Origin of the sequence: Alteromonas sp. ASW11-130 (assembly GCF_026183735.1) — a bacterium.
Lineage (GTDB): Bacteria > Pseudomonadota > Gammaproteobacteria > Enterobacterales > Alteromonadaceae > Alteromonas.
The window spans coordinates 37,524-58,560 of sequence record NZ_JAPFRE010000002.1 but is presented as its reverse complement, the minus strand read 5'-3'; the positions used below and the strand labels follow the sequence as shown (position 1 = coordinate 58,560).

Here is a 21,037-nt window from a genome sequence, read left to right as displayed (position 1 = left end):
GATAAACACGTAATGGCAGAAGTATCTATAGAAAAGCTCGCCAGTGACATTGGTACAACCGTTGACCGACTGGTTAGCCAGTTTGAAGATGCTGGAATCAAAAAGGCTGTAGACTCGCAAGTAACTGAAGATGAAAAGCGCAGATTGCTTGATCACTTGAGTAAACAGCACGGTGGCGCGGGTTCTGAAGAACCTACGCGGATGACGCTTAAGCGCAAAACCACCAGTACTTTAAGCGTTGGTAAATCCAAAGCGGTAAAAGTCGAAGTTCGTAAGAAAAGAACTTATGTAAAACGTACTGAAATGGACGAGCAGCGTCAGGCCGAAGAAGAAGCCCGCCGTAAGGAAGAGGAAGCTCGTCGTGAAGCAGAAGAAAAAGCGGCAGCTGAAGCAAAGCGTTTAGCAGAAGAAAAAGCGAAAAAAGCAGAAGAGGCCAAGAAGGCCGCTGAAGCGGAGCGTATTAAGCGCGCTGAAAAAGCTAAACAAGAAGCAGAAGCACGTAAAGAGCAAGAAGCTGAAATGACAAGCGAAGAGCGCGAAGCGCAAGAAAAAGCGCGCCAGGAAGAAGAGCGTTTGCGTAAGCAGCAAGAAGAAGAAGCTAAACGCAAGCTCGAAGAAGAAGCGAAGAAAGCAGCTGATGAAGCACGTAAACTAGCTGAAGAAAACGAACGTCGCTGGAAAGAAGAAGAAGAGCGCCGTAAGAAAGCTGAAGCCGAAGAAGTTCATTTGCATTCTAATCGCTATGCCCAGGAAGCAGAAGATGAGCAAGACATGCAGATTGAACGTTCATCGCGTCGCCGTAAGAAATCTAAAAAGAACGCGGGTGAGCACCTGAAACAGGGCTTTAATAAACCAGCTCAACCGGTAGAGCGTATCGTTAAATTGGGTGAAACCATCACGGTAGGTGAGTTAGCTAATCGCTTGGCGGTTAAGTCTAATGAAGTTATCAAAGCCATGATGAAGATGGGTGAGATGGCTACCATTAACCAAGTTCTTGATCAGGACACAGCGGTACTGGTTATCGAAGAAATGGGCCATAAGTACGAGCTGGTTAACGACAATGCCTTAGAAGATGAGTTGTTAGCAAACAGTGATGAGGGTGAAGCGATCACGCGCGCGCCTGTTGTTACTATAATGGGCCACGTAGATCATGGTAAAACCTCTTTGTTGGATTACATTCGCCGAGCTAAAGTTGCAGCTGGCGAAGCCGGTGGGATCACACAACATATCGGTGCATACAAAGTTGAAACTGACAATGGTGAAATCTGTTTCTTAGATACGCCTGGACACGCCGCATTTACAGCTATGCGTGCTCGTGGTGCAACTGCAACCGATATTGTTATCTTGGTTGTCGCTGCTGACGATGGTGTTATGCCTCAAACCAAAGAAGCTATACAACACGCTCGCGCAGCTAATGTGCCATTGATTGTTGCTGTGAACAAAATGGATAAAGAATCCGCTGATCCAGACCGAGTAAAAACGGAGCTGTCTCAGATGGAAGTTATTTCGGAAGAGTGGGGCGGTGAACATCAATTTGTTCACGTATCTGCGAAAACGGGTATGGGCGTGGATTCTCTACTCGAAGCGATAAATCTACAAGCCGAATTACTCGATCTTAAAGCAGTAGATTCAGGACCAGGGCGTGGGATTGTAATTGAGTCTCGCCTTGATAAAGGGCGGGGTCCTGTAGCCTCTGTTCTTGTTCAACAAGGTCAAGTTAACGCTGGTGACATTCTATTGTGCGGTGAAGAATATGGCCGCGTTCGTGCAATGCGCGATGAGACCGGTAAAGAAGTAAAAACTGCTGGCCCGTCAACACCGGTTGAGGTACTTGGTCTTTCAGGTGTTCCTATCGCTGGTGAAGATGCTGTAGTGGTTAAAGATGAGCGTAAAGCACGTGAAGTTGCCGCCAAGCGTCACCAGAAACAGCGCGAACTTAAACTGGCTCGTCAGCAAAAAGCGAAGCTTGAAAATATGTTCGCTAATATGGAAGCTGGCGACGTAAGTGACTTGAATATAGTGCTCAAAGCAGATGTTCAAGGTTCTGTTGAAGCGATTTCCGACTCTTTAGTGAAATTGTCTACTGACGAAGTAAAAGTGAACATCGTTGGCTCTGGCGTAGGTGGAATAACAGAAACTGATGCAACACTAGCAGCGGCTTCGGGTGCGATTATTCTTGGTTTCAACGTCCGTGCGGACGCTACAGCTCGTCGAGTCATTGAAGCTGAAGAAACGGATTTACGTTACTACAGCGTAATTTATGACTTGATTGATGAAGTCAAGCAAGCCATGAGTGGTATGCTCGCGCCAGAATTTAAGCAAGAAATTATTGGTCTTGCCGAAGTTCGTGATGTATTCAAATCACCAAAACTGGGCGCTATAGCGGGCTGTATGGTTACTGAAGGTAATGTTAAGCGTAGCAATCCTATTCGTGTTCTTCGTGACAACGTAGTTATTTACGAAGGTGAGTTAGAATCACTGCGTAGATTTAAAGACGACGTTCAAGAAGTTCGCAACGGCATGGAATGCGGTATTGGCGTTAAAAACTACAATGATGTTAAGGTCGGAGACCAGATCGAAGTATTCGAAATCATTGAAGTTGCTCGTCATATATAAAAGCAGCCAATATAATCAAAGTTGAATGGGGGCATAATAGCCCCCATTTTTTCTGCCTATTAGCTTAAAAGAAGGAGAATGACTATGGCACGGGAATTTTCACGTACTGATAGAGTTTCTCAGCAAGTCCACAAAGAAATAGCCAGTATTTTACAAAATGAATATAAGCATAAGGTTGGAAACCTTCCACTCATCACGGTTGCTGATGTAGAGGTGTCCAGAGATTTAGCTCATGCAAAAATCTTTATTACCTTATATAACTGTGACAATGATACAGTTAAAACGCAACTCAAATTATTAGACGACAATAAAGGTTTTGTAAGAAGTTTGTTGGCAAAACGCATAAGGATGCGCTCAGTACCTCATTTGCACTTTTTCGAAGACACATCTATTCAGGAAGGAATGCGTATTTCAAGTCTTGTGTCAAAAACTGTCGCGAAAGATAATGCCAAAAAGCAGTCTGAAGACAACGAGTAAATACCATGCCCAGGCGTAGAAAAGGCCGTAAAATCAATGGCATTGTATTGGTGAACAAGCCCATTGGGGGCTCATCAAACAATATTTTGCAAAAAGTACGCTGGTTATATCAGGCCGAAAAAGCGGGTCATACTGGCGCCCTTGATCCATTAGCCAGCGGTATGTTGCCAATTTGTTTAGGCGAGGCGACTAAGTTCTCTCAATTCTTGTTAGATGCGGATAAAACCTACCGCGTAACAGCTAAGCTGGGCGTTCGTACTACAACATCCGATGCCGATGGCGAAGTCGTGGAAGAGAAGCCGGTGGGATCGTGTGAACAAGAAGTAATAGATACCTGTTTGTCTTTTATCGGAAAGAGTAAACAAATACCATCTATGTTTTCGGCGCTAAAACATGAAGGAAAACCCTTGTATTGGTATGCAAGGCAGGGAATAACCATTGATCGGAAGCCTCGAGATATTAATATCTTCTCCTTAACGATTGACCAGATATCGCTACCAGAAGTCACAATGACCGTGCATTGTAGCAAAGGAACCTACATTCGCTCACTAGTAGATGATATTGGGCAGGCGCTGGGATGTGGAGCATATGTGACTATGCTTCACCGAACGCGTGTTGCAGATTATCCAGCGGAACGGATGATTGCTTTGGATGATCTTGTGACACTTGCAGGACACGCCCACGAACAACAAGATTTCGCAGCTTTAGATTCACTTCTATTACCTATGGATATGGCAGTAATGTCATTAAACACAATACAGTTGAATGACGAACAGGTAGATAGATTTGAGCATGGGCAAAGTATTTTACCCCTATCCACATCAGTAGATGAGGGGCAGCTTTACCGTATCTATCGACAGCAGCCAACTACATTTTTAGGGGTGGGTGAAGCGATACGAAATCCGAAGGATCAGCCTGAACAAGTCCGGGGTCAAGGGTTATTTGTAATGCCCAGAAGAAGAGTAGTGTATTAATCTTCCTGCCCTTGCAAATTAGTAACTTGCCGTTATAATACGCGCTCTCATCTGTTTGGCTGAATTAGTGATTGGCCAAACATTTAATAACAGGAGATGAATATGTCACTAACTAAAGAAGAAACTGCAAAAATTATTGCTGACTACGGTGTAAAAGAAGGTGATACAGGTTCACCAGAAGTACAGGTTGCATTATTGACACATAACATCAATAAGTTACAAAACCACTTCGCTGGCCACAAAAAAGATCACCACTCGCGTCGTGGTCTATTGCGTATGGTTAGCCAACGCCGTAAGATGCTTGATTACTTGAAAGGTAAGAACGCAGAGCGTTACCTAGACCTTATCAAGCGTTTAGGCTTACGCCGCTAAGTTCGTGTTTCTTAAAAAAAGCGCCTTATGGCGCTTTTTTTGTAACTGTTGCCCCGTCCTGAATAGCATTGACACTTTTCAAACTTAATTTGGAGAGTGTGAGCCGTGCCGAATACTATAATTTTACGGCTAAAAGCAAAGCCAAAAAGTTTTAACGACTCTCATACACTAGCTAAGTTTGATGTAGGAAGGGCAGAATTTCTCTATTTTAAGGTTGAGCGTATTTTGCGGGGGAACCGTTAACAGGAGTAGGGCTTGCTGACTTTAAAGTTGAATCCTGACTTGATTGGCGAGATGCCCTATAAGCTTAATAATGGTATTACTATGTAGCGTTGGTTGTCAGTAATAAAGATCTAACAATAAGACAAAAATATTAATAATGAAGTATCCTTATTCTCGGCCTTTCTTGGGGCAAAGAGATAGCTAAACAGATTTTCGACAGACAGTCATTCCTGCTAGAAATAAAAAGGTTGTCTCAAACATAACATGCGTTTATGGTTGATCAACGGTGGTAACGCCAAAAGCTCCGATATCATCACTATCACCATCTACCCATAACATAAACGCTGAACCTAAGTACTATTAGAGGCGAGCTTTTGCTCGCTCTAATACAGAGTTATTGACCTGGCGAACTTGGGCTACTAACGACCTTTGTGGCTATGGTTCTGAGTTCATTTTCAAGCGTGCTGATCCTGCTGGCAAGTGCATTGTTACGTTGCTCCAGAACAGTCAATTTGTCGGTAAGGTTTTTAACCGTCTGAGCTTGTCGAGCTTTGTCGCCCGTTGTTTGCTCTAGCCGCACATTCAGCGCTAGCACTTCATCAGCCATCGCGGCAATTTCGTTTCTCAAGGCGGCTATCTGACTTTTATGTCCATCGACACTCTGATTCACTGATTTAACAGAAGATGTTAGGGAACTCTGAATCGTATTCGTTTTTTCAACTAAATCAGCAATTTCTTTTTGATTTCTTCGCCAAGCCGACGCCCAAAGCTTATCCATTTGTTCCCAGAGATCATTTGTCTTTTTAGACAAATCCGTCACTTTTACTTGAAGGGCAACGGTCGATTCGCCAATTTCTTCACCTGTAGCAGATAGTTTATTTTCCAGTTCGACAATTCTGGCTTCTGCTTGTTTGGCAGACGCCTGTTGTTGCTCAAGTAACGTATATAAATAATAGCATCCACCACATGCTGCAACAGCGATAAGTGCGATAAGGAAAATCCAGATTCCATTACCCTTAGTGCGAACTTCACCCGGGTCATTATTTACCTTAGACTTACCTGTTTTGTCTTTACGAATAGTATGTGCAGCTACCTGCTTTTTTTGGTGGTAGGCTCGACGGTCTTCTTCATCTACCAGAATTCTCGGAAAATCATCGTCACGTGAATCGTTTGACATAAGCTCTCTTTACTAATTAATTACTTGTTACTTGTTACTTGTTACTTGTTACTTGTTACTTATAGCGTTATTGACTTAATTAAGCGATGTTAGCGCTATTTTCGCCTTAAAGCTACATAGCTTTCAGGCGGTTACTCAAAAGACAATTTAGGATACGAAGGAATGACAAATTTATCTTTCCCCAACGATTGATAAAGAACGGCTAAATCATGTTGCAGTTGATAGCGATATCGTCTTACCTCATCCCAAAGTTTGTCAAGGTTCTGTGCGTGACCCGTTTCAGACTCCACCGCTAATTTCGGACCCAAAATTGAATAAGCTTCATACAGTTTCTTAGCCTGTTGTCGTTCAAACTCCTGAATACGTGCTAATGCTTTTCGGTATTGTTTGTTTCGCTCAAGTATCTTTTTCTTTTTATCAGCCGCATTCATATTCTCGGTTGAGAGATAGTGCGCAAAAGATGAGTCACTCTCACTATGAGCGCTCTGCCAGCGCTGGAGAGACTCTCGGTTGAGAATAATTTGGTGTTCGGGATCAATTATGAACACGCTCGGAGTTCCGAAATAAACCGGGTGGCCAAGAGGACTTAACAAATCTGATAGATTATTTAACCATCCTGCGTCAACGGCCATAAGGGTGTAATGCTTACTTATAACACTTTGGGCCGACCTGGATTTAATCTGGCCGGCCAGTGCTTTTGAGTCATGACACCAGTCGGCACCGACGATAAGCAAAATAAGAGTGTCCTCTTTTCTTGCCTGTGCAAGCACGGATTGATATTTCTCTAACAAATTCGCGTGATGTTCGTAGAAAGGTCCATCCGCTGTCTCCGCCCGTGAAGAAAGCGAAAAAATACTCACTATAAAAAATATACTGATGCAAAGATGTTTTAACGGCATTGTTAATTTCCAATCCACTCGACTCTGTACAAGTCACGTCTGCGATCAAGATAATTACGCACAGAACCTTCATTTTGCAGGCGCCGTAATTTTTCTAAATCCAAGTCCACAATTAATGTCATTTCTGTATTGGGTGTCGTTTCAGATACAATAGCATCGTGAGGAAATGCGAAATCTGAGGGCGAAAATACAGCGGTTTGACCATATTGAATATCTACATTATCTACTTTGGGCAAGTTGCCTACGCTCCCGGCAATAACCACATAGCACTCATTTTCAATGGCTCTTGCCTGGGCGCATCGTCGCACCCTTAAATAACCATTTTTGGTATCTGTCCAAAAAGGTACAAACAGAATTTGCATTTCCTGATCAGATAAGATTCTACCCAACTCAGGGAACTCAACATCATAACATATCAGTACCCCAATTTTGCCAAAATCTGTATCGAAAACCCTTAAGCTATTCCCCCCTTTCATTATCCAATCAGACTTTTCATGTGGGGTAGGGTGTAGCTTATATTGACTTTCTATAGTGCCGTCTCGCTTACATATATAACTTACGTTATACAGCTCGTCATCTTCTACCACAGGCATAGATCCTGCTATGATCGTGATATTATATGAAACAGCTAAATGCGACATGGCGGTTAAAATTTCATCGGTATAGGTGGCTAAATGCCAAATAGCATCAATAGATGATTCGGAAGGGCATAAGCCCATTAAGGGAGCATTAAAGAATTCCGGAAACAAAGCTACATCACATTTGTAGTCTGAAAGTGCATCTACAAAATATTCCGCCTGTTGCAGCATTTCAGAGACATTTTCAAAGTAGCGCATCTGCCACTGAATACAGCCAATACGTGCACTTGGTTTTAAGCCTCCAAATAGTTTTGGGTTACCGGGCTCGTAATAAATATTGTGCCATTGCAATAACGTTGCATATCCATGGGAATCCTGATCTTCTGGCAGATAGGCATGCAATACTTGTTTAACTTCAAAGCCATTCGAAAGCTGAAAAGTTAAAATAGGATCGTAAATGTCTTTTGATTTAACTTGTTCAATGTACTCATAAGGGGTCATCTCATTGGCATAGCTACCATAATTAGGAATTCGCCCCCCAGCCATAATCGATTTTAGGTTTAGATTTCGACACAGCTCCTTACGCGCCTCGTACAAACGACGGCCTAGACGCAGTCCTCGATAGTCAGGTGAAACGATGACTTCGACACCATACAGTACATCACCATTTGGATCGTGTGTGGTCAAATAGGCATCGCCTGTAATTTCATCATAACTATGCTTATCGCCAAATTGGTCATAGTCTACGATGACCGAGATGGCAAACGCGACCACTTTACCCTTATCTTCTATACAAATCTGCCCGTCAGGAAAGGTTGTAACTTGCGCTTTAAAGTTTTTATAAGGCCAGGCACCACCTACACTGGCGTAAACTTGATTCATTAATTCCTTAACGTGCTCGTAATCGTCAAGCCGAAGTTTCCGTAACTCAAGATGATGTTCGGTATCTTCAACAACGGTTTGGTCTTGGCTCATAAAACATTCCTCAAAGAGCTAAAAAGGTAAAACTAAACAGCTGATATCTTAGCGACATATGAATTTAGCGCTTCTATAACAACAGTTTATACCTGAAGTTTGGATAAATTGATCGTTTTACCGTCACGGGTAGGATGATAGTAATAGCCTATGATCTTCTCATGGTTAGCTGAAATAAATATCTTTTTTAACATATAAAACCGAAATACCTCGTAAAGCAACTACTTTAGGTACATGAAGTCCTAGCAAAAGTAGACAATCCAATATTTGCTGGTAGTATTTGCTGGAGCTAAGCTGTTTGATATATAAACAGTCTGAACGTTGGTTGATGTCTGCAATCTTTTCGATAGTAGTGGTTGGCCGGCATTTTTGAAAATGTTGAAGCTATAAACCAGGGCTATGTTAGAAAAGTTCCCGTCTCCCCCCTCCTTTAACGACCTTAATGTACTGATTATTGATAATCAAAGTCTGGTACATGAGATCATTAAACCAGCCTTGATTGACATTGGCATTAAGAAAGTCAGTAGCGCAATGAATGCGTTTCACGCTCTTCGTTTGTGTGAACAGCAACAGTTCGATATTATTCTCCTAGCCTTTAATGTCAGTCACGACAAAGACGGTTTCCATTTATTTGAAGAATTGAAGCATAAAGGTTTTATCACTGATAAAGCGACAGTAGTGTTTCTTAGTGCAGAAACTAGCCAAGAACTGGTTAATTGTATTTTTGAACTTCAACCAGATGATTTTTGGGTAAAACCCCTGGCGCGTAATAGAGTAGAACGACGTCTTACGCACCTTCTCAGCGTCCGCGCTAAGCTTAACAAGGTATATCATTGCCTATCTGAACGGGATTTTTCTGCGGCGATTTACCAAGCTGAAAGACAGCTTTTGGATACGTCGCTTAGTGAATATCACCCCAAATTAAAACGCACTATCGGAGAATGTCTTTTCCAACTCTATCAGTATCATGATGCAGAACAATATTTTAGTACGCTTTTAGAAGAGCAGGATCAGGGTTGGATGCATATAGGGTTGGCGCGCGCTATGCTCAAACAAGATAAAGCAGAAGAAGCTGCTTCATTAATTGAAAATTTATTAGTTCGGCAAGATACCCGATTTCAAATGTACGATCTATTGGCGCAACATTATATAGAAAAAGTACAGTTTGATGCTGCGTATAAGCAAATGAAACAGGCTAGTTTGTTAGCACCAAGGAATATTAATCGCAACAAAAAAGTATGGGATCTGGCACGTTTAAATCGTGATAAAGAGGGGCAATTAGCAGCTGTGAAGAATATGGCTAAATTTGCCCGAAACTCAATTCACGATTCGCCAGAACTGCAAATAAATGTTATTCGTTCCTCAATAGATTTAGCCACTACCCAAAGTGGCGAAGAAGCGCAAAAAACTTTGCAGAAACTTGAGTCTGTTCTGCATGAAATTAAACAGCAAAAGGGACTAATGTTACAATTAGGTACCCAGCTTACTATTATTGAAGCGCGTTTATTATGTCTTAAGGACGATAAATGTGGCGCTGAAAGCATTATGAAAATGCAAAAGCCTTCTATTGAGAATTTATCAATGGAAGATTGCCTAGATAAGATGAAAGCATTTCATGAAATAGGTATGAAAGAGCACTGTCTTAAACTTCTCGATGATTTGAGAACGAAGATTGAAGGCGACACTTTCAGTAGTCAGGTATTAAACGAATATTTGAAACAAGAGTCTATTGAGCGTAAAGAGATTAATTTTACGACCAAAGAGCTAAAAAAGATGGCGGCGACTAACTACAAAGAGAACCGTATTGCGCCAGCCTATAATAATTTAAAGCAGGCACTTACATTAGCCCCTGGCGATAAACAAATTGCTTTGAGTTTGCTTAAAGTTTTAGTACAACTTAATTTTAAAGAACCGCTGTCTTTAGAACAGCTGGAAGTGGCTAAAAAAACAGGTTTACTATTGATGGGTGGTAGCTTGCCCGCGACTCAGTTGCAAAAATGTAATCAATACTTAAAAGCGCTCGGAATTTCTTTTGAAGCTAAAAATGACGACATGGCTTCACCTACAAAAGCGGTGGTTTGACAGTCCCCCAACAAGGTAGATAGCGTACACGTCATGATTCAAAAAAACGTTTGTTTGCTATCTATGTAATCGGAATTTATGATTAGCCCGTTCTAATTAATCAATTATCTTTCTTCCACTCATTTCTCTATTCTAATGCCATCGAGTTCGGGACCGCCGAATTTCTTTAAACTTGTATCATCTGGCGTTAAGCCTTCAAAAGAATGGAGAGTAATCTACATGGCATTAATTAATACAGCAATAAAACCGTTTAAAGCAAATGCGTTTAAAAATGGTGAATTTATTGAAGTAAGCAGTGAAGACATTAAGGGTAAGTGGGCTGTTTTCGTTTTTTATCCAGCAGATTTTACATTCGTTTGCCCTACGGAATTAGGTGATATTGCAGACAAATATGAAGAATTGCAAGCGCGTGGTGTAGAAGTATTTTCTGTTTCAACCGATACGCACTTTACACACAAAGCGTGGCACGATGCTTCAGAAACCATCGGGAAAATTAAGTTTGCTATGATTGGCGACCCTACTGGGGAGGTTACGCGTAACTTCGATTGTATGCGTGAGACTATGGGTCTAGCTGACCGCGCAACGTTTGTTGTTGACCCTGAAGGTATCATTCAGGCAATGGAAATTACCGCTGAAGGTATCGGTCGCGATGCAGACGATTTGGTGCGCAAGATTAAAGCCGCACAATATGTGGCAAATCACCCTGGTGAAGTGTGTCCAGCCAAATGGAAAGAGGGAGAAGCTACGCTTGCCCCGTCATTAGACTTAGTAGGCAAAATCTAAGCTTACTGGCAAACGTGCACATTGCGCGGCTATTTAGCCGCGCCATTTCTCTAATTACTAAAAGGACAAATTCGTTATGCTAACCCCAGATATAGAAAAAGCATTAAGAGGTTATTTTGAGTCAATGCAAAACGATGTCACGTTTGTTTTGCAAACCGGTGAACACAGTAAACGAGCTGAATTAAAGTCATTTTTGACTAGCATTGCTGATACGAGTGAACGTATCAATTTTGTTGAGCGTGATACCGAAGGTAAATTACGTAGTTCGCTAAGTTTTTTATTAGAAATTAATGAAGTCGATTCAGGTATTCGATTTTCGGGTATTCCCAGTGGACATGAGTTCAATTCGCTGGTTTTGGCCATCCTGCATTCAGCGGGAACCGAGCTAAAACTTGACGACAGTGTACGTAAAATGGTGTCAGCTGTATCTGAGCAGCTTCATTTTGAAGTATTCGTTAGCCTAAGCTGCCATAACTGTCCGGACGTAGTCCAGGTGCTGAATCAATTTGCGCTGCTAAATCCGAATATTTCAACTGAAATGATTGACGGCGGTCTTTACCAAAACCTGGTGGAAGAGCGTGATATACAAGGCGTTCCTAGTGTTTACTTAAACGGTGAACTTTTCGCAAATGGTAAAGTGGATGCCGCAACACTAATCGATAAGTTAGTTGAGAAATTTCCCCAGCTAACAGAAGTCAACAAAGGTAAAAGCTTGCCTTTGCAAGATGTAACCGTTATTGGCGGGGGGCCTGCGGGCGTGAGTGCAGCTATTTATAGCGCCAGAAAAGGATTAAACGTGACAGTGGTAGCCGACCGCTTCGGTGGTCAGGTTAAAGATACGATGGGCATAGAGAACTTGATTTCGGTGCCTAAAACCACGGGTCCTGAGTTAGTCGGAAACCTTGCCGAACATATGAAAGACTATGACATTACGCTGAAGGAACACGTGCATGTAGCAAGTGTTGAAAGTGGGAATGTTAAAACTATTACGCTTTCGTCAGGCGAGGTGATTTCAAGTCGCTCGGTGATAGTCGCCACCGGAGCTCGCTGGCGTGAACTGGGTGTACCCGGCGAAAAAGAAAATGTTGGTAATGGTGTGGCGTATTGTCCTCATTGTGACGGACCTTTCTTTAAAGGGAAAGATGTTGCCGTTATAGGGGGAGGAAACTCTGGCATCGAAGCGGCACTGGATTTGGCAGGAATTGTAAAATCAGTCACGGTGTTTGAGTTTATGCCCGAGTTAAAAGCAGACAAGGTATTGGTCGAGCAAGCGAAGAAGCGCAACAATATTACGATTAAAAAGAATGTTGCTACGCAGCAAATCGTTGCTGAAAATGGCAAAGTAACAGGTATAGAGTACAAGGATCGTGATTCAGAGGAAGTGACAACGCAAGCGCTATCAGGTGTGTTTGTTCAAATCGGTCTCGTACCAAACAGTCAATTCATTAAAAACATTGTAGACACCACTAAATATGGTGAGATCATCGTCGACGAAAAATGTCTGACGTCTGAACCTGGAATATTTGCAGCAGGTGATGTTACGACTGTGCCATATAAGCAAATAGTCGTTTCGATGGGCGAGGGTGCAAAAGCCTCATTAGCCGCTTTTGAATATTTGCTTACTCACCAGGTTGAAGAGGATATGGCAAAAGTTGCGTGATACGAATGCTTCTTTCAGTTGTTAAACCCTCTAAATAGTGATGCCCGTGAAAACGGGCATCTTTGCTACAATCACGACACTATCCAGAATCAAACTTAGTTTTTTGCTTTAACCTTCTTTTTCCCACCATGCTTCTTATAGGTAGGCTGAGGTGGTAGACCAGTATGCTTGGTTAATGCTCTCTCACCACGTTTACCCGGACGCGCTTTTTGATGTTTTTCTTTAGCCGACGCAGGCGGGACTAAATGTTGAGGACCGCGGCCAATGAGATCTTCGCGCCCCATTTTGATCAACGCTTCTCGAATTTGAGCGAAGTTTTTAGGATCGTGGTATCGCAGCATGGCTTTATGTAGGCGTCGATGAATTTCGCCTTTTGCAGACGGGACAGCTTCGCTATCTTTCGTTACTTTTCTTAATGAATTCACTTCAGTGTGATACATGGTAGTCGCAGTGGCCATGGGCGACGGATAAAAGTTTTGTACCTGATCTAACTTAAAACGGTTTTCCTTCAACCATATAGCTAAATTTAGCATGTCCTCATCTGTTGTGCCTGGATGCGACGCGATGAAATAGGGAATGAGGTACTGTTTTTTACCGGCTTCTTGCGAGTACTTATCGAATAGTTCTTTAAACCGGTAATAGCTACCCATACCAGGTTTCATCATTTTGCTGAGCGGGCCATCTTCAGTATGCTCAGGAGCAATCTTTAAATAACCACCTACATGGTGTAATGCAAGTTCACGCACATAAGCAGGGTCTTCTACTGCAAGGTCATAGCGTACACCTGAAGCAATCAAGATCTTTTTTATACCGGGTAAATCACGAGCGCGGCGGTATAAATCTATTGTTGGTGTATGGTCGGTATCCATGTGTGCACATATGCTAGGGTACACGCACGAGGGGCGTCTGCATGTGGCTTCTGCTTTTGGACTTTTACAGCGTAAACGATACATATTTGCTGTCGGGCCACCTAAATCCGAAATCACGCCAGTAAAGCCAGGAACATTATCGCGGATTTGTTCTATTTCACGAATAATAGAGTCTTCAGAACGGCTTTGAATAATTCGCCCTTCGTGCTCGGTGATGGAGCAGAACGTGCAGCCTCCATAACACCCTCGCATGATGTTGACCGAAAAACGGATCATCTCATACGCTGGAATTTTCGCTTTCCCGTATACAGGATGAGGGACACGCTGATAAGGCAAATCGAATACCGCGTCCATTTCTTCTGTTTCTAAGGGCATCGCTGGCGGGTTTATCCAGATATGACGATTGCCATGGCGTTGCATTAACGCGCGGGCGCAACCTGGGTTAGTTTCCTGATGTAGAATTCGGGAAGTATGCGCATAGAGAACCTTATTGTCTTTAACGGTCTCAAAGGCTGGCAGTTTAACGTATACATTTTCCCATGGCTTGCGTCGCTCAGGCGGCTGTATAACAATGGCTTTTGCAGCGTTTGCATTATCTGGCTCTGCTTCCTTTTTGTCACACTCTGGCTCTTCCATATAGGGACTAGGAATAGGCTCAATTTTTCCAGGGCGATCAATTGATGTAGAGTCCACCCCCTGCCATTCGGGTAGCGCCTCTTTAACTATAATAGCTGTTCCACGTACATCACGAATATCGGCAATGTTTTCACCCGCTGCTAAACGGTGCGTGACTTCAACAAGAGGGCGTTCGGCATTACCAAACATTAACATGTCGGCTTTGGCATCGAACAAAGCGCTTCGACGGACCTTTTCAGACCAGTAGTCGTAGTGAGCTATTCGACGTAAGCTCGCTTCGATACCGCCAATTATTACTGGAATTCCCTTGTACGCTTCCTTACAGCGCTGACTATAAACGGTAACCGCGCGATCGGGCCGTTTGCCGCCAATGTTGTCAGGCGTATACGCGTCGTCATGGCGTATTTTTTTATCCGCTGTGTAGCGATTAATCATAGAATCCATGTTGCCTGCAGTGACACCGAAATACAGATTAGGCTCACCCAGTTTCATGAAATCGTCTTTACTGGTCCAGTCAGGCTGCGCAATAATACCCACTCTAAAGCCGTGTGCCTCCAAAACGCGTCCGACAACAGCCATGCCAAAACTCGGGTGGTCAACATAAGCATCGCCTGTTACTAAAATAATGTCGCAACTATCCCAACCGAGCTCATCCATTTCCTTTTTAGACATTGGGAGAAATGGCGCTGTACCTAAACAATGAGGCCAGTACTTTGGGTAAGAAAACAGACCACGATCTGCTTTTATTGTTGCTTGCATATCAAAGACCAGAAAAAAACGGGGCGCGCATTATAGCAGGCTAGGGTGGCTATCGCCTAGGGATTAGTCAAAATTTAACCACTCGATATTTTTTACGGAAAAATATGTTGTGAAAACAAAGAACTGGCTTAAGCTTTTATTATTACAGTGTGTCACATTTACTTTTGCGAATTTTTTATGAACTATTGGCTATTTAAAACGGAACCAGACACGTTTGGCATAGACGATCTCATCAGTAGACCTCACCAAACTGAACCGTGGGACGGCGTACGCAATTATCAGGCACGAAACTTTCTGCGAGATGAAGTGGCACAAGAGGATGAAGTATTCATTTACCACTCAAGTTGTAAAGAGGTTGGTATAGCTGGTATTGCCACGGTAGTGAAAGCCGGTTACGCCGATGAAACGCAATTTGATCCCGAATCAGCCTATTATGATCCAAAGGCAAATCGAACTGACCCGCGATGGTATCGGGTAGATGTGAAATTTAAAGAAAAATTCGCTCAAGTGCTACCACTTAAAAAGATTAAGTCTATGCCCGGGATAACCGATATTGGACTGGTTAAGAAGGGGCACCGATTATCTATTATGCCAGTTAATAAAGATGAGTGGCGAATATTAAAGACCGCTGCGAGGGAGCTGTAGCACTGCCTCCTGTGCTTTGAAGTACGAACCTAAAGCTAATAACACACGTTACAATAGTAACGGGCTTTAGGCTTGAGCCGGTAATTCAAACCATAGCGCCGTTAATTGCGTTGCTGCCTGAATATCTAACGTGCCTTCGGTTACACCGATGGCGTCGCCTGCACAAAGATTATGCTCACCTACTTGTGTCTCACCGTCAATGATGTGCAAATAGCCCCACTGAGACTCAGCAGATAAACTAATTACATCCCCCTCATTTAAAACAAGCCGATATAAACTTGCATTTTGCTGCATGGTTAAAGAATTTTTTCGTCCATCCGCGGTCACCAGGGGGGTTAACTTTTCAGTTTGACAGACAGTTTTTTGCTCATAGGACGGCGTAATACCCTGCTTATTGGGCACGATCCAAATCTGTAAGAATCGTACTTCATCATGTTTGGAATGGTTGAATTCAGAATGCAAAATACCCGTGCCTGCACTCATACGTTGCACATCGCCTGCAGGAACGACATAAGCGTTACCTTCACTGTCTTTATGCTCAATAGCTCCCTTCAGAACATAGGAGATAATTTCCATATCTTTATGACCATGAGTATCAAAACCGGCTCCGCCTTTAACCACATCGTCGTTAATGACGCGTAATACAGAAAAGCCCATATGTTGGGGATCGTAATAATGACCAAATGAGAAAGAATGTCGGCTTTGCAACCAACCAAAGTTCGCTGTACCTCGCTCAGTTGCGCGTCTAAAATAAATCATTGAGAAATATGGTTCTTATTTACTTAGCATTAGTGTATGACTGATGAGTGATTGGTAACAGCGTAAAAAATGAACTCATAGGTTCGTTAATTTCGAATTATACGGAAGGGAAGCTCGCCACCGGTCAGGTATACTTTGTTTAAAACCATACTTATATACTAAGCTTCATAATTGAACGGTTGAGTTTTTTTTTATAACAATGCTACTCTAAATGAATAGGTTTCAGCATAGGAATGAAATTGACCGATACGGGTAGCATGGAACTGATTAGGCAGATACCTGCCAGCTTGCTTGTTAAGCGTGTTGACGACAACACCATCCACGCGAGTAAAGCCTGTCTAAAGCTATTTGGAACAGATCGGCTTTGTGATGAGTTTCTACAAGGATTAAAGTTTTACGATGCAAAAAGCAAACGTCTCTTGGTGGATGATGCGCATCCGTTTAAGCGTTGTGCCCAGCAACATGTGGTTAAATTAAAGGTCAGGATCACCAGCCCCGCTAAAAATCTAAATTGTATTATCAAAGGTTCGTTAATTAAGTTAAATGGCCTTCATCTGGTAGTGCTCCATTTAACCAATGTTCAGAACAATGACTTAACCCATCAACAACCAGCCCTAGGGTCACCCCTTGCCAATCATCTAGAATTTAACCGCTTGCTTTCCAGAATTTCGTCTCAGCTAATTAATGTCAGCTCAGACAATCTAGACGAACTTATCGAGATGAAGCTTGGTGCATTTGGAGAGTTCAGTGGCGTCGATCGTTGTTATATTTTTCAATTCTATGAAAACGGCACGTTGATGGATAACACCCACGAGTGGGTAGCGCCGGGCATAACCCCTCATAAAGACGAGCTTAAAGGTGTTTGCGCAGACGATTTGCCTTATTTCTATAACGTCATCAAAACTGAACATGTGTTTAAAGTAAACGATGTTAGCAAGTTGCCAGCGAGTGCAGCACTTGAAAAACAAGAATTTGAACGAGAGCGTATTGGGGCAGTGTTATGTACTTCAATTCATCTCAACGGAAACTTATTTGGTTTTATTGGTTGCGATATAGTAGGCAGCGCCAATAACTGGCGCGAACATGATGTCATCTACCTTAAATTGATTGGCGAAATTGTCAGTAATACCTTGGCAAATATGACCAACAAGCAATCGCTGGAGGAGGTCACAAACAAACTGGCTGAAGCAAATAAACAACTTGATCATTTAGCTAACTCTGATGGTTTAACCGGGATCGCAAATCGCAGGCAATTTGACACCAAACTTGAAAGCGCGATACGCAGGGGAACCAGAGAGCAGGAAGCTATCAGCTTACTGCTTATTGATGTCGACCGCTTTAAACTCTTTAATGATACCTATGGTCACGTTGCTGGAGACGAAGCGTTGAAACAGGTAGCGCAAGCATTTCAAAGCTGTTGCAGACGCTGTGATGATTTAGCCGCACGCTACGGGGGAGAAGAGTTTGTCATTATCCTGCCCCAAACCGACACTGAGCAAGCTTACTATATCGCAGAACTTGCGATGCAGGCAGTGCAACAATTAGCCATTCCCTTTCAAGTTTCACCTGACAGCGATGTACTTTCCGTAAGTATAGGGATCGCTAGTCAAAAATGCAGTACGGTTTTAACGAACAGTAAGTTGATCAACATGGCTGATAAAGCGCTTTATCAGGCGAAAGAGATGGGTCGCAATCGAATTGAGGTGTTTGAATAACAATAAAAGACACTCGAAAGTGTCTTTTTTAAATTTGGTGGAGCTGGCGGGATTTGAACCCGCGTCCAGAAAATGTCTACTTTTGGTACTACATGCTTAGTTTGTCTTTTCTTTAACTACTTCGGACTCCGGCAAACAGGATTCCTCGTAGCGGTCCTGATACTATTTCGCGGTTCAACCTCAGGAAAGTTTCCCTCGCTAGTTTGCTTATATGACCTTCCGAATCCACGCTAGCAAACAAAGCTGTGGTGGAAGGGCCTATACCGGTTATTAAGCGGCTAGTGCGTAGTTTTCGTCGTTTGCGACTATTTAAATGCGGCTTTTTTAAGAGGCAAACCGCACCTCTGCATGCACCTCCAGCTTCCTAGATCCTGTCGAATCCTAATCAGCCCCGAGGAGTGGTGAAGTATAACATAATACTTCTTAGGAAAACATTAACTTATACTAAGTCCGTTGATTTTCCTAATAAACGGTTATTTGTTAACCATGTTTCATTACACGCTCTTTCTGGCGTTGCCAGTCACGGTCTTTAATCGTATCGCGCTTATCGTGTTCCTGTTTACCTTTGGCTAAATAAATTTCTAATTTTACCCAGCATTTCTTCCAGTACATGGCAGTCGCGATGATACTGTAGCCTTGACGATCCCGCGCGCCCATCAGTCGATCAATTTCACGTTTGTTAAGCAATAGCTTTCGTGAGCGTTCTGGTTCACAAATCACGTGAGTAGACGCTTGAGTGAGCGGTGAAATACGCGCACCCACTAAATAGGCCTCGCCGTTCTGGATAATAACATACGTGTCAGTGATGTTCGCTTTACCCGCACGAAGGCTTTTAAGCTCCCAGCCCTGTAGCGCGATACCTGCTTCGAATTTATCTTCAAGATGATAATCGTGGCGGGCTTTTTTATTCAGCGCGATAGTACCGGTACTGTTCTTGTTATCTTTATTTTTTTTCATGCGCGTTATTATACCCACTCATTCGCTAAAGTCTTTAGATTGTCACGAAAACATTTTATGGGGATGCAGAACAAAAACAGAAGGGTAGGTGGTAGAAAAATCTCATGATACACTCAGCGCAGTTTTTATTGGTACATTATTTAGTTTAAGAGATCAGAGTTTATGCCGAGCATTCAACGTAGCGCATTAGTGGCGTACAGCGCCGAGGCCATGTTTGAGTTGGTCAATGATGTTGAATCCTATCCTCAGTTTTTACCTGGTTGCGCTGATAGCAAAGTACTTGATTTTGATGCAGAAAAAATGAAAGCTTCATTATTAGTCACGAAGGCGGGCGTTAAGCAGTGGTTTACTACCTTGAATACCTTACACCCAACTAAGCGTATTGAAATGACACTGATTGATGGTCCCTTTAAGCAATTGCAAGGCGGTTGGACATTTTCAGCACTTTCAGAGTCAGCTTGTAAAATCGAACTTAATTTGGAATTTGAATTTAGTAACAAGTTAGCAGAGTTGGCGTTCGGAAAAATATTCAGTAGCCTGGCGGCTAGTATGGTGAATGCTTTTACAGAACGCGCGCGAACGGTTTACGCATGAGCATGATAAAAGTAGAAGTCGCCTACGCATTACCCGACAGGCAATCTATTGTAGAAGTCTCCATAGCCAAAGGGGCTACAGTAGAAGAAGTGATTAAGTTATCTAATATCCAAACTCTTTATCCTGAAATCGATCTTAATCAGCAGAAAATCGGGGTCTGGAGCAGGGTTGCGAAGTTGCAGGATGAAGTAAAAGATGGCGATAGAATCGAAATTTATCGCCCACTTATTGCAGATCCTAAGGAAGTTAGAAAGCGCAGAGCTGAAAAAGCGAAGCAAGAAGGGCGCGCAGATAAAGTCACAGGTGGTCGTCTCAACCGTCTAAAAAAACAATAATCTTGTCTACTTCCTTACACAGAATGAGCGCAGTATCCATACCCGCTTTTAATAATATTGCGGCATAGGGCCTTCAGATATACAACGTGCTATTTGCTTTGCATAAAATTGAGAGCGTCGTCAAGTGGGGCAATGACGTCTCTATTCATCTTTAGAGCTATGTGTGGTGGTTGCTTTATAACTTAAACTGGTCTCCGGGTTTATTGAGCCCCTACAGTGCGTTATCCAATAGTTCGACGAGTATTGTGTCCTCGCCTAAATTCGCTATTTGCGCTTGAAATAATTCAGCACAGGCAATCGCATCATTTAATGCATGATGTTGGCGATAGCCAGGTAGACCATACCGAATCCGGGTATCTCTCAATTGTAGAGTAGGGTATTTATGCGTAAACCATTTTTGCCACCAAGATTGTTTTTCTTCATTCAATTTTCGCTCTAATTTCATCGTATCTATCATCGGAAAATACCAGTCGCTATTAAACGCCCGTTGCGCTGCTTTAAGTAGGAATTGGCGTTCTATAGAAGCATGATGGGCGACGACAACCTTTCCCGCTAATAAAGGAACCAACTGTTTCAGAATAGTTTCAATATTTGGAGCCGTAGCGACTTGGCTGTGGGTTAGGCTATGCACCAACACTGACGTTTCATGCAGTTGACTGGGAGGCCTAACTATCCAGTATTGCGTGGAATTCAAACGAATGCGCTGGGTACTGAATTCAACCAGCCCTATACTTACAATACTATCGCGATTACGATTTAAACCAGTGGTTTCTAAATCTAGAGCCACTAATGGAACGGTAGATATATGTGAATTCAGCGAGGCCGGTAAGGTATCATAAAACGATTGTAACAGGGGGGCAGTGGTCAGCTTTGTTTGGCTGCGATAGTACGCTTGCCAGTCTCTAGGCCGCTTAGATTTTCGTTTTAAATCATCTTTTGATAGGTAAAACATA

18 protein-coding genes and 1 other RNA gene are annotated in these 21,037 nt (G+C 42.8%); 11 read left to right on the top strand and 8 right to left on the bottom strand.

The window, feature by feature from the left end; translation table 11 throughout:
- Window positions 1–12 precede the first annotated feature (12 nt).
- The 4 genes from infB (at window position 13) to rpsO (ending at window position 4,439) form a co-directional block, all read left to right on the top strand.
- Complete coding sequence (gene infB, locus OPS28_RS00260) at window positions 13–2,616, top strand: translation initiation factor IF-2 (RefSeq protein WP_265607400.1); 2,604 nt, start codon at window positions 13–15, stop codon at window positions 2,614–2,616.
- An 84-nt stretch (window positions 2,617–2,700) separates the two neighbouring features.
- A complete protein-coding gene (gene rbfA / locus OPS28_RS00255) occupies window positions 2,701–3,093 on the top strand; it encodes a 30S ribosome-binding factor RbfA (RefSeq protein WP_265607399.1) in 393 nt (130 codons plus the stop codon).
- A 5-nt stretch (window positions 3,094–3,098) separates the two neighbouring features.
- On the top strand, window positions 3,099–4,067 hold the full coding sequence (gene truB, locus OPS28_RS00250; protein WP_265607398.1) for a tRNA pseudouridine(55) synthase TruB: 969 nt from the start codon (window positions 3,099–3,101) through the stop codon (window positions 4,065–4,067).
- A 102-nt stretch (window positions 4,068–4,169) separates the two neighbouring features.
- Entirely contained in the window at window positions 4,170–4,439 is a 270-nt protein-coding gene (gene rpsO, locus OPS28_RS00245; RefSeq protein WP_265607397.1) for a 30S ribosomal protein S15, read from the top strand.
- A gap of 616 nt (window positions 4,440–5,055) precedes the next feature.
- Here the strand turns inward: rpsO and OPS28_RS00240 are convergent.
- From OPS28_RS00240 to OPS28_RS00230, 3 genes are all read right to left on the bottom strand, one after another.
- Complete coding sequence (locus tag OPS28_RS00240) at window positions 5,056–5,838, bottom strand: hypothetical protein (RefSeq protein ID WP_265607396.1); 783 nt, start codon at window positions 5,836–5,838, stop codon at window positions 5,056–5,058.
- A 131-nt stretch (window positions 5,839–5,969) separates the two neighbouring features.
- The gene (locus tag OPS28_RS00235; protein WP_265607395.1) at window positions 5,970–6,737 is read right to left on the bottom strand and encodes a thioredoxin family protein; all 768 of its coding nucleotides are present in this window, start codon (window positions 6,735–6,737) and stop codon (window positions 5,970–5,972) included.
- Between the two features lie 2 nt (window positions 6,738–6,739).
- Complete coding sequence (locus OPS28_RS00230) at window positions 6,740–8,290, bottom strand: bifunctional GNAT family N-acetyltransferase/carbon-nitrogen hydrolase family protein (RefSeq protein ID WP_265607394.1); 1,551 nt, start codon at window positions 8,288–8,290, stop codon at window positions 6,740–6,742.
- A gap of 399 nt (window positions 8,291–8,689) precedes the next feature.
- On the opposite strand from OPS28_RS00230, the gene OPS28_RS00225 reads away from it, so the two are divergent.
- The 3 genes from OPS28_RS00225 (at window position 8,690) to ahpF (ending at window position 12,815) form a co-directional block, all read left to right on the top strand.
- Entirely contained in the window at window positions 8,690–10,372 is a 1,683-nt protein-coding gene (locus OPS28_RS00225) for a response regulator (protein WP_265607393.1), read from the top strand.
- 219 nt (window positions 10,373–10,591) lie between these two features.
- On the top strand, window positions 10,592–11,155 hold the full coding sequence (gene ahpC, locus OPS28_RS00220) for an alkyl hydroperoxide reductase subunit C (protein ID WP_265607392.1): 564 nt from the start codon (window positions 10,592–10,594) through the stop codon (window positions 11,153–11,155).
- A 76-nt stretch (window positions 11,156–11,231) separates the two neighbouring features.
- Complete coding sequence (gene ahpF / locus OPS28_RS00215; RefSeq protein WP_265607391.1) at window positions 11,232–12,815, top strand: alkyl hydroperoxide reductase subunit F; 1,584 nt, start codon at window positions 11,232–11,234, stop codon at window positions 12,813–12,815.
- Between the two features lie 95 nt (window positions 12,816–12,910).
- Here ahpF and OPS28_RS00210 read toward each other — a convergent pair whose 3' ends face one another.
- Window positions 12,911–15,079: a YgiQ family radical SAM protein gene (locus OPS28_RS00210; RefSeq protein ID WP_265607390.1), complete on the bottom strand. Its 2,169-nt coding sequence runs from the start codon at window positions 15,077–15,079 to the stop codon at window positions 12,911–12,913.
- Window positions 15,080–15,256: 177 nt separating this feature from the next.
- Between OPS28_RS00210 and OPS28_RS00205 the strand changes: the two genes are divergently transcribed.
- A complete protein-coding gene (locus OPS28_RS00205) occupies window positions 15,257–15,724 on the top strand; it encodes an EVE domain-containing protein (RefSeq protein ID WP_265607389.1) in 468 nt (155 codons plus the stop codon).
- Window positions 15,725–15,790: 66 nt separating this feature from the next.
- Here OPS28_RS00205 and OPS28_RS00200 read toward each other — a convergent pair whose 3' ends face one another.
- Window positions 15,791–16,483 carry a pirin family protein gene (locus OPS28_RS00200; protein ID WP_265607388.1) on the bottom strand — a complete coding sequence of 231 codons (693 nt, stop codon included), beginning with the start codon at window positions 16,481–16,483 and terminating at the stop codon, window positions 15,791–15,793.
- 233 nt (window positions 16,484–16,716) lie between these two features.
- Here OPS28_RS00200 and OPS28_RS00195 point away from each other — a divergent pair, with 233 nt between their 5' ends.
- Window positions 16,717–18,198, top strand: coding sequence for a sensor domain-containing diguanylate cyclase (locus tag OPS28_RS00195; RefSeq protein WP_265607387.1), 1,482 nt, complete (start codon window positions 16,717–16,719; stop codon window positions 18,196–18,198).
- Between the two features lie 35 nt (window positions 18,199–18,233).
- Here the strand turns inward: OPS28_RS00195 and ssrA are convergent.
- Together ssrA and smpB are read right to left on the bottom strand one after the other, a co-directional pair.
- Window positions 18,234–18,591: a transfer-messenger RNA gene (gene ssrA / locus OPS28_RS00190) on the bottom strand.
- Between the two features lie 87 nt (window positions 18,592–18,678).
- Window positions 18,679–19,155, bottom strand: a complete 477-nt coding sequence (gene smpB, locus OPS28_RS00185) for an SsrA-binding protein SmpB (RefSeq protein WP_265607386.1) — start codon at window positions 19,153–19,155, stop codon at window positions 18,679–18,681.
- 162 nt (window positions 19,156–19,317) lie between these two features.
- On the opposite strand from smpB, the gene OPS28_RS00180 reads away from it, so the two are divergent.
- The gene (locus tag OPS28_RS00180) at window positions 19,318–19,749 is read left to right on the top strand and encodes a type II toxin-antitoxin system RatA family toxin (RefSeq protein WP_265607385.1); all 432 of its coding nucleotides are present in this window, start codon (window positions 19,318–19,320) and stop codon (window positions 19,747–19,749) included.
- Window positions 19,746–20,084 (top strand): RnfH family protein, encoded by a 339-nt coding sequence (locus OPS28_RS00175; protein WP_265607384.1) that lies wholly within the window; start codon window positions 19,746–19,748, stop codon window positions 20,082–20,084. Before OPS28_RS00180 ends, OPS28_RS00175 begins: the two co-directional genes overlap by 4 nt.
- 211 nt (window positions 20,085–20,295) lie before the next feature.
- On the opposite strand, the gene OPS28_RS00170 is transcribed toward OPS28_RS00175, so the two are convergent.
- Window positions 20,296–21,036, bottom strand: a complete 741-nt coding sequence (locus OPS28_RS00170) for a 3'-5' exonuclease (RefSeq protein ID WP_265607383.1) — start codon at window positions 21,034–21,036, stop codon at window positions 20,296–20,298.
- Window position 21,037 lies beyond the last annotated feature (1 nt).

Excerpts from the sequence above, each read along its gene's own strand:
- OPS28_RS00175 (WP_265607384.1), top strand. The coding sequence starts at position 19,746 with ATGAGCATGATAAAAGTAGAAGTCGCCTACGCATTACCCGACAGGCAA.
- OPS28_RS00235 (WP_265607395.1), bottom strand. The coding sequence starts at position 6,737 with ATGCCGTTAAAACATCTTTGCATCAGTATATTTTTTATAGTGAGTATT.
- OPS28_RS00170 (WP_265607383.1), bottom strand. The coding sequence starts at position 21,036 with ATGTTTTACCTATCAAAAGATGATTTAAAACGAAAATCTAAGCGGCCT.
- OPS28_RS00195 (WP_265607387.1), top strand. The coding sequence starts at position 16,717 with ATGAAATTGACCGATACGGGTAGCATGGAACTGATTAGGCAGATACCT.
- OPS28_RS00200 (WP_265607388.1), bottom strand. The coding sequence starts at position 16,483 with ATGATTTATTTTAGACGCGCAACTGAGCGAGGTACAGCGAACTTTGGT.
- OPS28_RS00225 (WP_265607393.1), top strand. The coding sequence starts at position 8,690 with ATGTTAGAAAAGTTCCCGTCTCCCCCCTCCTTTAACGACCTTAATGTA.
- smpB (WP_265607386.1), bottom strand. The coding sequence starts at position 19,155 with ATGAAAAAAAATAAAGATAACAAGAACAGTACCGGTACTATCGCGCTG.
- infB (WP_265607400.1), top strand. The coding sequence starts at position 13 with ATGGCAGAAGTATCTATAGAAAAGCTCGCCAGTGACATTGGTACAACC.
- OPS28_RS00205 (WP_265607389.1), top strand. The coding sequence starts at position 15,257 with ATGAACTATTGGCTATTTAAAACGGAACCAGACACGTTTGGCATAGAC.
- truB (WP_265607398.1), top strand. The coding sequence starts at position 3,099 with ATGCCCAGGCGTAGAAAAGGCCGTAAAATCAATGGCATTGTATTGGTG.
- OPS28_RS00230 (WP_265607394.1), bottom strand. The coding sequence starts at position 8,290 with ATGAGCCAAGACCAAACCGTTGTTGAAGATACCGAACATCATCTTGAG.
- OPS28_RS00240 (WP_265607396.1), bottom strand. The coding sequence starts at position 5,838 with ATGTCAAACGATTCACGTGACGATGATTTTCCGAGAATTCTGGTAGAT.
- ahpC (WP_265607392.1), top strand. The coding sequence starts at position 10,592 with ATGGCATTAATTAATACAGCAATAAAACCGTTTAAAGCAAATGCGTTT.
- rbfA (WP_265607399.1), top strand. The coding sequence starts at position 2,701 with ATGGCACGGGAATTTTCACGTACTGATAGAGTTTCTCAGCAAGTCCAC.
- rpsO (WP_265607397.1), top strand. The coding sequence starts at position 4,170 with ATGTCACTAACTAAAGAAGAAACTGCAAAAATTATTGCTGACTACGGT.
- OPS28_RS00210 (WP_265607390.1), bottom strand. The coding sequence starts at position 15,079 with ATGCAAGCAACAATAAAAGCAGATCGTGGTCTGTTTTCTTACCCAAAG.
- ahpF (WP_265607391.1), top strand. The coding sequence starts at position 11,232 with ATGCTAACCCCAGATATAGAAAAAGCATTAAGAGGTTATTTTGAGTCA.
- OPS28_RS00180 (WP_265607385.1), top strand. The coding sequence starts at position 19,318 with ATGCCGAGCATTCAACGTAGCGCATTAGTGGCGTACAGCGCCGAGGCC.